The organism is Actinoplanes sp. CA-015351, assembly GCF_050955685.1.
Classification (GTDB): domain Bacteria; phylum Actinomycetota; class Actinomycetes; order Mycobacteriales; family Micromonosporaceae; genus Actinoplanes.
Window position 1 is genome coordinate 6541250 of sequence record NZ_CP192102.1, and the last position, 13805, is coordinate 6555054.

The 13805-nt window shown below is 70.2% G+C and carries 13 protein-coding genes; 10 read left to right on the forward strand and 3 right to left on the reverse strand.

The window, feature by feature from the left end; genetic code table 11:
• Positions 1 to 5 precede the first annotated feature (5 nt).
• The 6 genes from ACQP2E_RS29755 to ACQP2E_RS29780 are packed head-to-tail and all read left to right on the forward strand — an operon-like array spanning position 6 to position 6415.
• Complete coding sequence (locus tag ACQP2E_RS29755; RefSeq protein ID WP_433826247.1) at positions 6 to 893, forward strand: branched-chain amino acid ABC transporter permease; 888 nt, start codon at positions 6 to 8, stop codon at positions 891 to 893.
• A complete protein-coding gene (locus tag ACQP2E_RS29760) occupies positions 877 to 1914 on the forward strand; it encodes a branched-chain amino acid ABC transporter permease (protein ID WP_433826248.1) in 1038 nt (345 codons plus the stop codon). The genes ACQP2E_RS29755 and ACQP2E_RS29760 overlap by 17 nt, the downstream gene beginning before the upstream one ends.
• Positions 1911 to 2645: an ABC transporter ATP-binding protein gene (locus ACQP2E_RS29765; protein ID WP_433826249.1), complete on the forward strand. Its 735-nt coding sequence runs from the start codon at positions 1911 to 1913 to the stop codon at positions 2643 to 2645. Before ACQP2E_RS29760 ends, ACQP2E_RS29765 begins: the two co-directional genes overlap by 4 nt.
• The gene (locus ACQP2E_RS29770) at positions 2635 to 3378 is read left to right on the forward strand and encodes an ABC transporter ATP-binding protein (protein ID WP_433826250.1); all 744 of its coding nucleotides are present in this window, start codon (positions 2635 to 2637) and stop codon (positions 3376 to 3378) included. The genes ACQP2E_RS29765 and ACQP2E_RS29770 overlap by 11 nt, the downstream gene beginning before the upstream one ends.
• 10 nt (positions 3379 to 3388) lie before the next feature.
• On the forward strand, positions 3389 to 4330 hold the full coding sequence (locus tag ACQP2E_RS29775; protein WP_433826251.1) for a LamG-like jellyroll fold domain-containing protein: 942 nt from the start codon (positions 3389 to 3391) through the stop codon (positions 4328 to 4330).
• A gap of 3 nt (positions 4331 to 4333) precedes the next feature.
• Positions 4334 to 6415: a PQQ-dependent sugar dehydrogenase gene (locus tag ACQP2E_RS29780; protein ID WP_433826252.1), complete on the forward strand. Its 2082-nt coding sequence runs from the start codon at positions 4334 to 4336 to the stop codon at positions 6413 to 6415.
• Positions 6416 to 7086: 671 nt separating this feature from the next.
• Here ACQP2E_RS29780 and ACQP2E_RS29785 read toward each other — a convergent pair.
• Positions 7087 to 9705, reverse strand: coding sequence for an ATP-binding protein (locus ACQP2E_RS29785; protein ID WP_433826253.1), 2619 nt, complete (start codon positions 9703 to 9705; stop codon positions 7087 to 7089).
• A 76-nt stretch (positions 9706 to 9781) separates the two neighbouring features.
• Between ACQP2E_RS29785 and ACQP2E_RS29790 the strand changes: the two genes are divergently transcribed.
• From ACQP2E_RS29790 to ACQP2E_RS29805, 4 genes are all read left to right on the forward strand, one after another.
• Positions 9782 to 10819, forward strand: coding sequence for a class I SAM-dependent methyltransferase (locus ACQP2E_RS29790; protein WP_433826254.1), 1038 nt, complete (start codon positions 9782 to 9784; stop codon positions 10817 to 10819).
• 57 nt (positions 10820 to 10876) lie between these two features.
• Positions 10877 to 11380 carry a hypothetical protein gene (locus ACQP2E_RS29795; RefSeq protein WP_433826255.1) on the forward strand — a complete coding sequence of 168 codons (504 nt, stop codon included), beginning with the start codon at positions 10877 to 10879 and terminating at the stop codon, positions 11378 to 11380.
• A gap of 63 nt (positions 11381 to 11443) precedes the next feature.
• Entirely contained in the window at positions 11444 to 12280 is an 837-nt protein-coding gene (locus tag ACQP2E_RS29800) for a helix-turn-helix domain-containing protein (RefSeq protein WP_433826256.1), read from the forward strand.
• On the forward strand, positions 12273 to 12662 hold the full coding sequence (locus tag ACQP2E_RS29805; RefSeq protein ID WP_433826257.1) for a VOC family protein: 390 nt from the start codon (positions 12273 to 12275) through the stop codon (positions 12660 to 12662). Before ACQP2E_RS29800 ends, ACQP2E_RS29805 begins: the two co-directional genes overlap by 8 nt.
• Here the strand turns inward: ACQP2E_RS29805 and ACQP2E_RS29810 are convergent.
• Together ACQP2E_RS29810 and ACQP2E_RS29815 are read right to left on the reverse strand one after the other, a co-directional pair.
• Positions 12659 to 13279, reverse strand: coding sequence for a LytR C-terminal domain-containing protein (locus ACQP2E_RS29810; RefSeq protein WP_433826258.1), 621 nt, complete (start codon positions 13277 to 13279; stop codon positions 12659 to 12661). The two genes, ACQP2E_RS29805 and ACQP2E_RS29810, sit on opposite strands and share 4 nt — an antisense overlap.
• Entirely contained in the window at positions 13269 to 13778 is a 510-nt protein-coding gene (locus tag ACQP2E_RS29815; protein WP_433826259.1) for a sigma-70 family RNA polymerase sigma factor, read from the reverse strand. The genes ACQP2E_RS29810 and ACQP2E_RS29815 overlap by 11 nt, the downstream gene beginning before the upstream one ends.
• Between the last annotated feature and the right edge of the window lie 27 nt (positions 13779 to 13805).

A 13805-nucleotide genomic window follows, 5' to 3' on the forward strand; every position in this document is an offset into this window, starting at 1 on the left:
CGCTGATGCCCTCCGGTGCGTTGCTGTTTCAGAGTGTGCTCCTGGGGCTGTTGCTGGGCGGTCTCTACGCCCTGCTGGCCTCGGGGCTCACCCTCTACTTCGGCATCATGCGGGTGGTGATGATCGCCCACTCGGCGTTCCTGATCCTCGCCGCGTACCTGGCCTGGTGGCTGCACGAGCAGGCCGGCATCGACCCGCTGCTCTCGATGATCGGCACTGTCCCGCTGTTCTTCCTGGCCGGCGTCGGTCTGCAGCGGGCTCTGCTCACCCGGTTGCGGCCGGCCACCCTGACCATGATGTCGGTGCTGCTGACGTTCGCCATCGCGCTGCTCATCGAGGGCCTGCTCGGGTACGCGTTCTCCGGCACCCAGCGGCGCATCAACCTCGGTTACGGGTCGGCCAGCCTGGAGGTGCTCGGCGCCCGGATCGCGGTGGTCAAGCTGATCGCGTTCGGGCTCGCCGTCGTCGCACTCACCACTTTGTACCTTCTGATGAAGAAGACCCGGTTCGGCTGGGCGCTGCGGGCGACCATCCAGCACCGGGACGCGGCCAAGCTGCTCGGCATCGACACCGACCGGGTCGCCGGCTTCGGTTTCGGCATCGGGCTGGCCACCGCGGCGGTCGGCGGCACCGCGCTCTCGCTGGACACCACCATCTACCCGTCGCTGCACTGGCACTGGATCGGCCCGCTCATGGCGATCATCGTGGTCGGCGGCCTCGGCAGTGTGCCCGGCGCGGCCATCGCGGCGCTGGTGCTCGGGATGGCGCAGAGCCTGCTCCAGATCCCGATGGGCACCACCTGGGCGCAGACCGTCTTCTACGTCGCGCTCTTCGCCACGCTGGCGTTCCGGCCACAGGGATTCTTCGGAGGCCGCCTTGCCCAACGCTTCTAGGATTCTGAAGATCGGGGCGATCCTGCTGCTCGCGGCAGGGATCCTCGCCTTCCCGAGCCTCGCGCCGAACCCGTACATCCTCTCCGTGGGTGTGCTGGTGCTCAACTACGCGGCGCTCTCCACCTCGTGGAACTTCGTCGGCGGCTTCACCGGTTACATCTCGCTGGGGCACGGCGCGCTGGCCGGCCTGGGTGCCTACGGCACCGGCCTGCTGGTCGCGAAGGGCGGGCTGCCGCCCTTCCTCGCACTCTTCGCCGGTGCCACCCTGGTTGCCGCACTCGCGGTTCCGATCGGTTTCGCCGCCTTGCGGGTACGCGGGGCGTCCTTCGTGATCGTGTCCATCTCTCTGGTCCTGATCCTGTTGCTGATCTTCCAGAGCTGGGCATCGGTGACCGGAGGTTCTCGGGGCCTGGTCGTGCCGAGGCCGTTCGACCTGAGCCGCCCCGAGCACCATCGGGTCTTCTACTACCTGTTCGCCGGCCTGCTCGCCCTGGCGCTGCTGGTCTGGTGGCTGATCGACAGGTCCCGGTTCGGGCTGGGCCTCAAGTCGATCCGCGAGGACGAGGACAAAGCGGAAGCCCTCGGTACGGCGACCTACGCGTACAAATTGATCGTCTTTGTGGTCTCGGCCTTTTTCACGGCGCTGACCGGTGGGCTGTACGCGCTCTGGTTCGGTGACCTCGATCCGGTCTTCCAGTTCTCCATCCTGACCGGGTCCTACCTGGTGCTGATGGCGCTGCTCGGCGGGGTGCGGCAGCTGTTCGGCCCGGTGGTCGGCGCGATCATCGTGGGCACCGCGCTGGAGTACTTCAAGGGCGCTTACGGTGACACGCCGCTGCACCTGGTTGCGACCGGGCTGCTGCTGGCGCTCGTGGTGCTCTTCATGCCGGACGGGGTGCTGCCGGCGATCGCTGAGGTGTTCAAGCGCTTCGACCGTACCCCGAGCAGCTCGATCCGCGAGGTGACCGCCGAGGAGCTGCGGGAGCAGCGACTGGCCAAGGCTGAGGGAGCGGCTCGATGACCTCCACTCTGGAAACCACCGATCTCCGGAAGGCGTTCGGCGGGGTGACCGCCCTGGACGGCGCGACCGTCGCGTTCCAGCACGGCAAGGTGAACGCGCTGATCGGGCCGAACGGCTCGGGCAAGACGACGTTCTTCAACTGCGTCACCGGCATGATCAAACCGGACGGTGGCGCGGTCACCTACGACGGCCGGGACATCACCGGCAAGGCGCCGCACACCATCGCCCGGCACGGCATGGGCCGGACCTTCCAGCTCTGCCGCACATTCCCGCGGATGACCGCGCTGGAGAACGTGCTGGCTGCCGTACCCGTTGGTGGTCTTCTGCCGGGATTGCGCGGCGCGAGGCGCCGCAGTGAGATCGACCGGGCGATGAGCTGGCTGACCCGGCTCGGCATCGAGCATCTGGCCGGCAGCGAGGCCCGGGACATGTCGTGGGGCCAGCAGAAACTCCTGGAGCTGGCCGGGGTGCTGATGTCCGAGCCCGCGACCGTGCTGCTCGACGAGCCGGCCGGCGGGGTCAACCCGGCACTGCTCGACCGGATCGGCGTGCTGGTCCGCGAGCTGAACGCGGAAGGCCGCACCTTCGTGATCGTCGAGCACAACATGGATCTGGTCATGAGCATCAGCGACCACATCGTGGTCTTCGACCGGGGCCGTCCGATCGCTTCCGGTCCGCCCTCGGTGATCCGGACCGACGAAAAAGTGCTGGGAGCCTACCTTGGCGTCTGAACTCTCCCTCGTCGACATCGTCGCCGGTTACGGCCGTGCGGCGCCGGTTCTCCGCGGCTTCTCGGTCGAGGTGCCGGCCGGGAAGATCGTCTGTCTGGTCGGCCCGAACGGCGCCGGCAAGTCGACGGTGCTGAAGGTGGCCGGCGGCCTGCTCAAGCCCCGCGACGGCAAGGTTCTGGTCGGGGCTGCGGACGTCACCGGCCGTGGACCGCAGGCCATGCTCGCGGCCGGGGTCTCGCTCGTCCTGCAGGGTCACAGCGTCTTTCGCGAGATGACCGTCGAGGAGAACGTGCTGCTCGGGGCGTACACGGTTCGCAATCCGTCCGTTGTGGCGAAACGCGTGGCGTTCGTGAAAGAGGTCTTCCCGGTGGTCGCCGACCGCTGGGGATCGCTCGCCGGCCTGCTCTCCGGCGGGCAGCAGAAACAGGTGGAATTCGCCCGGTCGCTGATGGTGGACCCGAAGGTCGTTCTGCTGGACGAACCGTCGATGGGTCTCGACCCGAAAGCGACAGGCACCGTTTTCGAACAGGTCGTGCGGATGCGCGACGCCGGCACCGCGGTCCTGCTCGTCGAGCAGAACGCCCGCCGCGCGCTCGAGACCGCTGATCTGGGGTGCGTGCTCGATCTGGGGCGCGTACACATCTCCGGGCCCGCTTCGCAGCTGCTCGCTGATCCGCAGCTCGGGGAGCTCTATCTAGGCGGCCGTCCCGCCTCGTTGAAACCGAAGATCTGAAAGGTCGTCCATGAGACGAACCCTGGGAATCGCGGTCGCTTTTTTACTCATCGCGGCCATCGGAACACCGGTCAACGCTGGCGATACCGGCCCGCGTGACGTTCATCCGTCCCTTCGCTCCGACCTCGTCGCCTTCTACGACTTCGACCACCCGATGCCCGACGACGCGGCCCTCGAACGGGACCTGGGCCGGTCCGGGACCGAGATCGAACTGATCAACGGCGGCGCCGCGCAACGGGTGGCCGACTCCGCGTACCCCGGCAGCCGCCGGGCTCTGCAGACCAAGCAGGTCAACCCGGACGCCACCGGGAACGACGACTGGAAGGCCGGCATCTACTCGCCGACCGGCGTGCGTACGCTGCGCGCTTTCAACGCCGTGGGTGGCACCACGGTTCTGGGCTGGTTCAAGCGCTCGATGGACGGCCCCGCACTCAACACCGTCACGCCCGCCCCGGACGACCGGTTCAACGCGATCGGCCTGGCCGGGGTGCTGACCGGCGACTCGGACGGGCACGGCGTACGCGCCCTGCTCGAACTGATCGACGTGCAGGGAACGCTGCGTCTGGTCGCCCTCGGCCGGCGGCTCGACGGCGGCGCCTCGCAGACGTTCGCCGCGAGCGAGGACTGGAAGACGCTGCTGCCCAAGGACCAGTGGGTGCACATCGCCGCGACGTTCGACTTCAACGCCGGGACGATGGCGCTGTACCGCAACGGTGTGCCGGTGGACGGCTTCTACACGATCACCGGCGACCCGTGGCTGGTGGCCGGCCCGGGGCCGCACGTCACCACCGCCACCGACCCGCGTGGCATCAAGATCGGCGGGAGCTTCCCGCAGAACAGTGTCGAGCGCAACCCATGTGACTGCCGGATGGACGCGCTCATGTTCCTGGACCGCTCGCTGTCGGCCCGGGACGTCGCGAACCAGTACCGCTACATGAAGAACCGGGGGTAATTCATGCGTCGCTTCAGTCTGTCCCTTCTGCTAATACTGTCCACATTGGTTACCTCGCTCGGCCTTCTGCCCGGCCGGGCGATGGCCGCCGAGGCGATCGACGATCCGATCGTCGAAGAACCCGTCGCGTCCCGGCTCGGCCTGGAACTCACCGAGTACGCCCAGTTCCCGCAGTCGTTCACCAACCCGCCGCTGATCGACCAGCGGCTCAACCGGATCGCCCGGATCAACACGATCCTGGAACTTCCGGACGGCTCCGGCCGCCGCGCGGTCCCCGATCTGAACGGCAACCTGTACCTGGTCAAGAACGGCGTGCCGCACGTCTACCTGGACGTGGCCGCCACGTTCGCGCCGGCGTTCTTCTCCGGCCGGGGCCTCGGCCAGGGCTTCGGGTACGTCACCTTCCACCCGGACTTCAAGCGCAACGGCCTGTTCTACACGATCCACACCGAGCAGGCGGTGCTGACCACGGCGGTGCCGGACTACCAGCAGTCCGAGCCCACCCTGTTCCACGGCGTCATCAACGAGTGGCACGCCACCGACCCGGCCGCCGACACGTTCTCCGGCACCCACCGGGAACTGCTGCGGATCGGCTTCGCCGGCCAGATCCACGGCTTCCAGGAGATCAACTTCAACCCGACGGCGCGGCGGGGTTCCGCTGAGTACGGCAAGCTCTACCTGGCGGTTGGCGACGGGGGCATCGGCGTACGCACCACCGACCCGCAGAACCTGGCGATTCCGCACGGCAAGCTGCTGCGGATCGACCCGCGCGGCACCAACTCGCCGAACGGCAAGTACGGCATCCCCGCCGACAACCCGTTCGTGAGCCAGGCCGGCGCGGCCGGTGAGATCTGGTCGTACGGATATCGCGATCCGCACCGCTTCAGCTGGGACACCGCCACCGGGAAGCTGTACCTCGGCCACATCGGTGAGAAGACCATCGAGGCGATCTACGAGGTCCGCAAGGGTGACAACGCGGGCTGGAGCGAGCGCGAGGGCTCCTGGGTCTTCGACCGGGCTGCCACCAACGTCTGCGACCGGTTGTATCCGCTGCCCGCCGACGACGCTCAAAACGGGTACGTCTACCCGGTTGCCGCGTACGACCACAACCCGGCGCCCGGCTGGAACTGCACCTCCGACGTCGGTGTCGCCGTGGCCGGTGGTTTCGTCTACCGGGGCAACGCCATCCCGGCGCTGCGCGGCAAGTACGTCTTCGGCGACCTGGTGGCCGGCACCGTGTTCTACACCGAGGTCAGCGAGATGCGGCGCGGCGGGCCCCGGGCCACCATCCACCGGCTGAACCTGTTCACCCCGGCCGGCGAGCCGGTCCGGTTCCAGCAGCTCTCCAGCCCCGGAGCGCCGGGCGACCCGAACCGGGTCGACCTGCGCTTCGGCACCGACGCGCGCGGTGAGCTTTACATCCTGGCCAAGGCGAACGGCAAGGTCTGGAAGGTGACCGGCACCCGGACGTTCGCGGCCGGACCGGTCGGGCACACCAAGGTCCACGGTACGGCCGTCGCCGCCAACTGGGCGCCGGTCACGCCGTCGAAGTGGCAGTTCACCGGCCAGGAGATCATCCTCGCCGAGGCCGGCACCGACCCGGGCCCGCCGCGGCGGCCGTTCGAGTACGCGGTGCTGACCAAGGGACCGGCGTTCGCCGGTGTCGAGGTCACCGCTTCGGTCAGGCTGGACACGCCTGTCGACGTGTCCAATCGCGACGTGATCATCGTGTTCGGATACCAGTCACCGACGCAGTTCTATTACGCGCACCTCTCGTCGGACAACACGATCCTTCCGCACAACGGCATCTTCAAGGTCAACAACGGTGACCGGGAGCGGATCGATTACCAGTGGAACGGCCGGTCACGTGGCGCCAACCCGGCGATCACCGACACGGCCTGGCACAAGATCAAGGTGAGGCACCTGCCGGCGACGGGCGAGATCGCGGTCTACGTCGACGGCAACAAGGACCCGGTCTTCACGGCCGGCGACAAGACGTTCGCCTCAGGCCGCGTCGGCTTCGGCTCCTTCGACAACGTGGGCCGAGCCCGCGACTTCACGGCAGTGGGCACCCCCGCCCCCTGACCCGCACGTCACACGCGGTGGCCGGGCGGACTTTCCGCCCGGCCACCGCCGCACCCGCACCCGAGCACACCACCGCCCCGCCGCCACGCCCTCACCCGCCACCCGCTGCTCGCCGCCCGCCACTCGCCGCCCACCGCCCCCTGCTCGCCGCCCGCCGCCCGCCGCTCGCTGCCCGCCGCTCGCTGCCCGCCGCCCGCTGCTCGCCGCCCGTCGCCCGCCGCTCCTCCTGGATCTTGTGGACTTCCCCGCAGACGTGTCCGCACAACTCCGCAAGATCGACCAGGGCGCGGCCGATCTTGCGGAGATACGCGCAAACGGTTCCCCGAAATCCACAAGATCGGCGAAGCACCCCGCTCACCACCTCGGAACCGTGAAGCACCCCGCTCACCACCTCGGAACCGTGAAGCACCCCGCTCACCACGGCGAGACGGTGAAGCACCGCGATCGGCGAACCCTGGAGACCCATGGGGCATAGAACCACCCGAAACCCACATGCCACAGACGGCCGTCCCGCGAACTCGTGCACTCGCGGTCGATCAGCCGGCCACACCGCACAAGATCTCCGAACGGCACCTCGCACCCACTACCGCTCCACAAATGGCGAAACCCGAGTGGTTGAGGCGGCGGGCACAAACTCACAAGATCACGGACGGCACGGCGGGGGCCGCCGTTCAGCGGATTGGGAGCAGGCCCAGGCTCTGGGCTCGGCGTACCGCCTCGTGGCGATTGTGGGCCGTCAGCTTTGTCAGGACCGCTGCCACATGGGCGTCGACTGTCCGGGTTGACAGGACCAGGCGGGCCGCGATCTCCGGGTTGCTCAGGCCGTCCGCCAGCAGACCCAGTACCTCGGCCTGGCGACCCGTCAAGCCCGCCGCGTTCGTTCGCGTCGACGGGGCTGGGCCTCGGGGGATGCGGGACACGCCCAGTTCGCGCAGCCGGGACCGGACACGACGCGCCAGCGGCTCGGCGCCCGCGCCGTCGAGCAGACGGACCGCGGTCAGCAAATCGGCCGGATCGTCGCCGTAGCTCAGCGCCAGCGCCTCGTCGTAGGTGCAGCCCGCCGCCCGCCACCGTAGCGCCGCTTCTTTCGCGCGGCCGGCGGGCATCAACGCGTACGGAAGAGGGAGCGGAACCGACGCGCCGAGCTGGACCAGCCAGAAGCCGAAGGCGCCGAGGCGGCGGCCGCCCTCCGCGGCGTGGCGTTCGAGATAGACCGGCGTGAGGCGGTCGATGAGCCCGGCGTCGCCGCGCAGCCAAGCAGCCTCCGCCATCGCCGCGCCCGCCGGGCCGATCCGCTGCGCCTCGCCGATGCCGCGAGCGATCTCCCAGGCCTCCTCGATCATTTTCTCGCCGCCGGGAAGACCGCGACGGACGCGGACAAGGCCCCGGACCACCAGAGCAGGGGTACGCATCATCGACGGCGCGCCCTCCTCCCAGCGGGCGTGCTCCTCGGCCTCGTCCCACTCGCAGAGCTGGAAATGCACCACCGAGCGGGTGATGTGCAGGTAGCGGAGAAAACCCAGGACCTCGGTACGCTCGGCGAACACCATCCCCGCGTCCAGCAGCGCGCCGGCTTCCCGTGGCCGCTGCTGGTCGATCAGGTGCCAGGCGATGTTGGTGTACGCCCGGCAGGCGTGGTCGTCCTCCCCCGCCGCCAGCGCGACCGCGAGACTCTCCTCCAGCAGCTCCCGCCCCCGTGGATCGTCGACGTCCCAATACGCGTAACCCACGTTGTTCAGCGCGTGCGAGAGCACCGCCGCGTCGCCGGCGGCCCGGGCCAGGCCGATCGCGCGTTCGCCGGTCAGGATCGCGTCGGCGGGCTGGCCACCCAGGGCGTGCAGCTGGGACTGGTTGCTGAGCCCGAACGCCAGCGCGGCCGGATCGCCCGCGTCTTCGAGGACGGCGACCGCTTCCACGGCGGCTTTCTCGGCCGGTGGGCGCCGGCCCGCGTACCAGTAGAGGCGGGACAGCCGGCGCAGCGCCAGGCCGAGCGCCGCCGTGTCGGGCAGGGCCCGGCGCAACAGGACGGCTTCCTGCTGCGCGGTGACCGCCGGTTCGTCCAGGCCGAGGGTGTAACACTCCTCGGCGTACGCCTCCAGCAGGCCGGCCCGTTCGCCGGGACCGAACGCGGCGCGGTGTTCCAGGACGAGCCGGTAATGGGCGGCGGCTTCCCGGTGCGAACCGGCGCTCACCGCCTCCCGCGCCGCGGCTGGTGCGTACCGGACCAGCAGATCGGTGTCGCCGGCCTCGGCCGCGTGGTGCACGATCCGGGACAGGTCGGCGCCACCGTGTGCCAGGAGTGCGGCCAGCACGGCCCGGTTCGCGGCGATCCGGCGGGACGCGGTCAGGCCGGCCGCGACGGCCAGGCGCATCAGCTCGTGCCGGAACGCCACCCGGGCCGGCGTGACAGTGAGAACTCCGTGCTGCTCGGCCGGGGCCAGCACGTCGAGGCCGCCGGGCACCACCGCGCCGACCAGCCAGTGATCCACCGTGGACGGGATCACCGAGAGCAGGCCGAGGGCGTCGCGGCACCGGCCGTCCAGGGATTGCAGCCGGGCGTGCACGGCCTCGGTCACGGTAGCCGGCACCGCGTCGGCGTCACCGGCGGCGAGGACCTCGGTCACGAAGAACGGGTTCCCGTTGGTGACCGTGAAGATCCGGTCGGCCTTGACCGAGGCACTCCCGGCCGGCACGCGGACCACGGCGCCCCCGGCCGACCGGCCGGCCACGGTGCCCTCGGCGAGCAGGCGCACCGCCTCGGGTGACAACCGGGCCAGCGGCAGCCTGCGCATCGGCGCTCCGGCGGCCAGCCCGAGCAGGCCGTGCAGCGGGTGGCCGGCGCCGATCTCGTCGTCGCGGTACGTCCCGACCAGCACCACCGGCAGCGCGGTGATCCGCCGGACCAGGAACCGCAGCACGTCCAGCGTCGCCTCGTCGGCCCAGTGCAGGTCCTCCACGACGAGCACGGTCGGGTGACCGGGCCAGTCCAGCTCGGACCGGAACGCCTCGAACACCCGGGACCGGTCGCCGGAGCCGAGTGCGTCGGTCAGCGCCGTGCCGACCTTGCCGACCAGGTCACGCAGCGGGCCGAGCACCCGCGGGGTGGCGAGGTCGTCGCAGTACCCGACGAGCAGCCGCCCCTCGGCCGGCAGCACCGAGCGGACCGAGCCGACCACGGTGGACTTGCCGATGCCGGCCTCGCCGGTGACGAACACGACCGAGCCGTGGCCGTCGAGGGCCTGCCGGGCCGCGGCGCCCAGCTCGGCCAGCTCGTGCTCCCGTTCCAGCACTTCTAGGTACGTCCCTTCTCCGACCTAGGTAGTTCACACCGATTCCGGCACGAGCCGACACCCGTAGAACGGATTCATGACAGTTGACGAGCAAAAACTCATGCAATTCGTGCACCGTTTCGTGGGCGACCTCGGTGCCACGATGGCCGCCGGAGGCATCGTCATCGGCGATCGGCTGGGCCTCTACAAAGCCCTCGCCGGATCACCCGCGAAGCCCGAGGAACTCGCCGAGAAGACCGGCACGGCACCCCGGTACGTCGAGGAGTGGCTGCGCGGTCAGGCCGCCGGTGGTTACGTGGAGTTCGACCCGGCGACCGGCGAGTACTCGCTCACCGAGGAGCAGGCGTTCGCGCTGACCGATCCGGACGGCCCGATCTTCGCGCCCGGCGCGTTCCAGCTGGCCCTGGGCTCGCTGCGGGCCTCGCAGAGGGTCGAGTCGGCATTCCGGACCGGTGAGGGCATCGGCTGGCACGAGCACGACGACGACGTGTTCGCCGGGTGTGAGCGGTTCTTCCGGCCCGGGTACAGCGCCCATCTGGTCGCCGAATGGCTGCCGGCGCTGGACGGCGTCGTGGGCAAGCTGCACCGGGGCATCCGGGTCGCCGACGTGGGCTGCGGGCACGGCGCTTCCACGGCCCTGATGGCGCAGGCCTTCCCGTCGTCCGACTTCACCGGCTCCGACCTGCACGCCGGTTCGATCGACCAGGCGCGCAAACGGACCAGCGGGATCCGCTTCGAGGTGGCCGGGGCGCAGACCTTCGGCGGCGGGCCGTACGACCTGGTGACCACGTTCGACGCACTGCACGACATGGGTGACCCGCTGGGCGCGGCGCGGCACGTGCTCTCCCAGCTGACGCCGGACGGAACCTGGCTGATCGTGGAGCCGGCGGCCGGCTCGACGGTCGGCGACAACCTGAACCCGGTCGGGCGGGTGTACTACTCGTTCTCCGCGTTCCTCTGCGTACCCAGCGCTCTTTCCCAAGAGGGTGGTTACTCCCTCGGCGCACAGGCCGGCGAGGAGCCGATCCGCCGGCTGGTCACCGACGCCGGCTTCACCCGCTTCCGCCGGGCCGCCGAAACACCCTTCAACATCGCCTATGAGGCTCGTCCATGAATTGATCAACGCGTGAGCGGGTAGATAATGCTGTCGACCAAGGGAAAGGACCCTCGCGTGACGGACGTACCGCTCTACGCCAAGCTGGGATTCACCGACGCCGAGTGGGGGCTGATCGCCGGCCTGCCGCAGTCGGTGCTCACCGCGGCGAGCGCCGCCACCCACGACAGCGCCCGCAAGACCCGTGCCGAGGTGGCCGCCGGTCTCGACCGCATCTCGGACGCCCGCGCGTCGGCCAGTCAGCTGGTCTCCGCCGCCGCGTCCGCCGCGGTGGTCGAGGCCGGTGACCCCGAGCTGGGTGAGGAACCGCCGGTCATCGAGCCGAGCGACCCGGCCGGTTACGCCGCTGATGTGCTCGGCCGGGCCGCCGAGGTCGCGACGCTGCTCTCGATCAAGGTGTCGGCCGCGGACGCGGAGACCTACAAGCACTGGCTCGTCGAGATCGCCGACGAGGTGGTGGGCGCGGCCTCGACGGGCGGCGTGCTGGGCATCGGAGGCGACACGGTCACCGAGAACGAGCGCAGCTTCCGCGACGACCTGGCCAAGATCCTCGCCGGCTGACCACCCGCGCGCCTGGCCGCGATCCTGTCAAGATCGCGGCCAGGCAGGTGCGACCATCGAAGGATGACGGTCGACGAATACGCGCAGGCCCGCCCGGCCGCGCCGCTGCGGCCGTTCATCGGGTTCTATTCCGGTTACCGGCAGAACGGTCTGCCGCCGGGCCGGCATCGAGGGCTGCCCTCGCCGTACCTCACCCTGATCTTCACGATCGACGATCCTCTCGTGGTGGCCGCGCATCCGGATCCGCGCCAGACGCCCGGCCGGTTCGACGCCCTGCTCGGCGGCCTGCATCTGACGCCGGCGCTGATCACCCACGACGGCCGGCAGTCCGGCGTTCAGGTCGCACTCTCGCCGGAGGGTTGCCGCGCGCTGCTCGGTCTGCCCGCCGCCGAACTGGCGAACCTCGACGTCGACGCCGCCGCCGTTCTCGGCGAGAGGTTCGTCGGCGAGATCCGGGAGCGTCTGGCGGCGGCTCCGGACTGGCCGGCCCGCTTCGCGGTCCTCGACACCATGCTGGGCTCGCTCACCCGGGACGCTTCCGGTTTCCATCCCATCGGGTACGCGTACCGCAGGCTGCTGCGCCACGACGTGCCGATCGCCGAGCTGGCCGGAGAGGTGGGCTGGAGCGGGCGCCACCTGACCGGCCGGTTCCGTGCCGAGCTGGGCCTGCGCCCGAAAGAGGCGGCCCGGGTGGCCCGTTTCGACAGGGCCCGGCGTTCGATCCGCCCGGGTGTGCGGCTGGCCGACGTGGCGGCCACGCACGGGTACGCCGACCAGTCGCACCTGGTCCGGGACTTCCAGGCGTTCGCCGGGTGCTCACCGACGACATGGCTGGCCGACGAGTTCGGTTTCGTCCAAGCCCTGCCGCTGTCACCGGGCGACGATGAGTCTCATGACTGACACGATGGTGTGGCCGACCCTGCAGGCCAACGACGCCCGGGCGCTGATCCGCTTCCTGGTCGACGCGTTCGGCTTCCAGGAGAACGTGGTGTACGGCGACGGCGATCAGGTGGACCACGCCCAGCTGGACTGGCCGCTGGGCGGCGGGATCATGCTGGGCTCCGGCAAACCCGGCTCGGTGTGGTCCCTGAAACCGGGCACGTTCGGCGCCTATGTGGTGACCGACGACGTCGACAAGCTGCACGAACGCGCGGCGGCGGCCGGCGCCGAAATCCTCAAGCCGCCGTTCGACACCGATTACGGGTCGCGGGACTTCACCGCCCGCGACCCGGAGGGCAACCTGTGGAGCTTCGGAACGTACCGCGGTTCTGCCCGGGGCTAGCAGCGGTGGGGCAAACCGTCCGGGCCGATCGCGGCGAGCGACTGGTTCACCTCGGTCGGCGTGCCCAACTGGTGGAACGCCGGTCCGAGCATCAGCTCGACGGTGTTGTCGGCCTGGTCCGGGACGAACACCGTCTCGGCCTGCCCGATCAGATAGGCCTGGACCAGGACGGCCTCGCCGACACCGGCCGGGCCGTACCGGATCACCGCGACCGTGTCGTCCGGCAGCGGGTTGATCGCGGTCCACCCGCTCGCCACGAATCCCCGGGTCCGGAAGTCCTCGGCCACCGTCTCGGCCCGCTCGTCGTCGACGACCCGGATAGTGACCTCGCCGGGCGCGTTCGGAAGGGTGAGGTCGACCGGGACCGCGCAGATCGTGACGGGCAACGAGATGGCGGGGTTCGCCACGGCGGGGCTCTCCTCCTCCGGAGGCTGCCGGGTCACCAGGGCGCCGGCCGTCACCACGGCGACCAGCGACAGCGCCGCCCCGGCGGCCGCGGCCCGGCGGCGCAGCGCACGGCGGCGGCCCTGTGCCCGGACGTCCGCGGCCGGGGCGAGCAGCACACCGTTCACGTCGTCCTCCAACTCGCCGAGCACCTCGCGGATGTCACGCGGCATCACTCACCTCCACGTCGCTGAGCAGCAGTGCGAGGGCGGCACGGGCCCTCGACAGCCGGGCTTTCACGGTGCCGGCCGGTACGCCGGCGCTGGCCGAGATCTCCTGGACCGACATGTCCAGCAGGTAGTGCATGGCGATCGTCTGCCGTTGCGTCTCCGGCAACCGCTGGAGCGCGGCGACCACCGCCACCCGCTCCGGCGAGGGTCCGGCAGCGGCGTCGGCGGGCGGGCCGAGCCGGATGTGCGCGGCGAGCCGCCGGCGCAGGCCACGCCAGCGGTTCGCGGCCAGGTTCCAGGCCACCTTGCGGACCCACTGCTCCGGGCTGTCATATCCGGAGACCTTCGGCCACTGTTGCCAGGCTCGGGCGTACGCCTCCTGGGTGATGTCCTGGGCGTCGCCGAGATCACCGCAGACGGCGTACACATGGAAGAGCACCCGGCGCGCGGTGCCCGTATAGAACGCGTCGAAGTCCGCGCTCTCCCCGTCAGGTCTTCGCATACCTGAATACACACCGTTGCCGATGAG

What these genes read in the sequence shown, in the direction of transcription:
- ACQP2E_RS29790 (WP_433826254.1), top strand. Translation starts at nt 9,782, where the DNA reads ATGACAGTTGACGAGCAAAAACTCATGCAATTCGTGCACCGTTTCGTG.
- ACQP2E_RS29815 (WP_433826259.1), bottom strand. Translation starts at nt 13,778, where the DNA reads ATGCGAAGACCTGACGGGGAGAGCGCGGACTTCGACGCGTTCTATACG.
- ACQP2E_RS29780 (WP_433826252.1), top strand. Translation starts at nt 4,334, where the DNA reads ATGCGTCGCTTCAGTCTGTCCCTTCTGCTAATACTGTCCACATTGGTT.
- ACQP2E_RS29805 (WP_433826257.1), top strand. Translation starts at nt 12,273, where the DNA reads ATGACTGACACGATGGTGTGGCCGACCCTGCAGGCCAACGACGCCCGG.
- ACQP2E_RS29810 (WP_433826258.1), bottom strand. Translation starts at nt 13,279, where the DNA reads ATGCCGCGTGACATCCGCGAGGTGCTCGGCGAGTTGGAGGACGACGTG.
- ACQP2E_RS29775 (WP_433826251.1), top strand. Translation starts at nt 3,389, where the DNA reads ATGAGACGAACCCTGGGAATCGCGGTCGCTTTTTTACTCATCGCGGCC.
- ACQP2E_RS29765 (WP_433826249.1), top strand. Translation starts at nt 1,911, where the DNA reads ATGACCTCCACTCTGGAAACCACCGATCTCCGGAAGGCGTTCGGCGGG.
- ACQP2E_RS29800 (WP_433826256.1), top strand. Translation starts at nt 11,444, where the DNA reads ATGACGGTCGACGAATACGCGCAGGCCCGCCCGGCCGCGCCGCTGCGG.
- ACQP2E_RS29755 (WP_433826247.1), top strand. Translation starts at nt 6, where the DNA reads ATGCCCTCCGGTGCGTTGCTGTTTCAGAGTGTGCTCCTGGGGCTGTTG.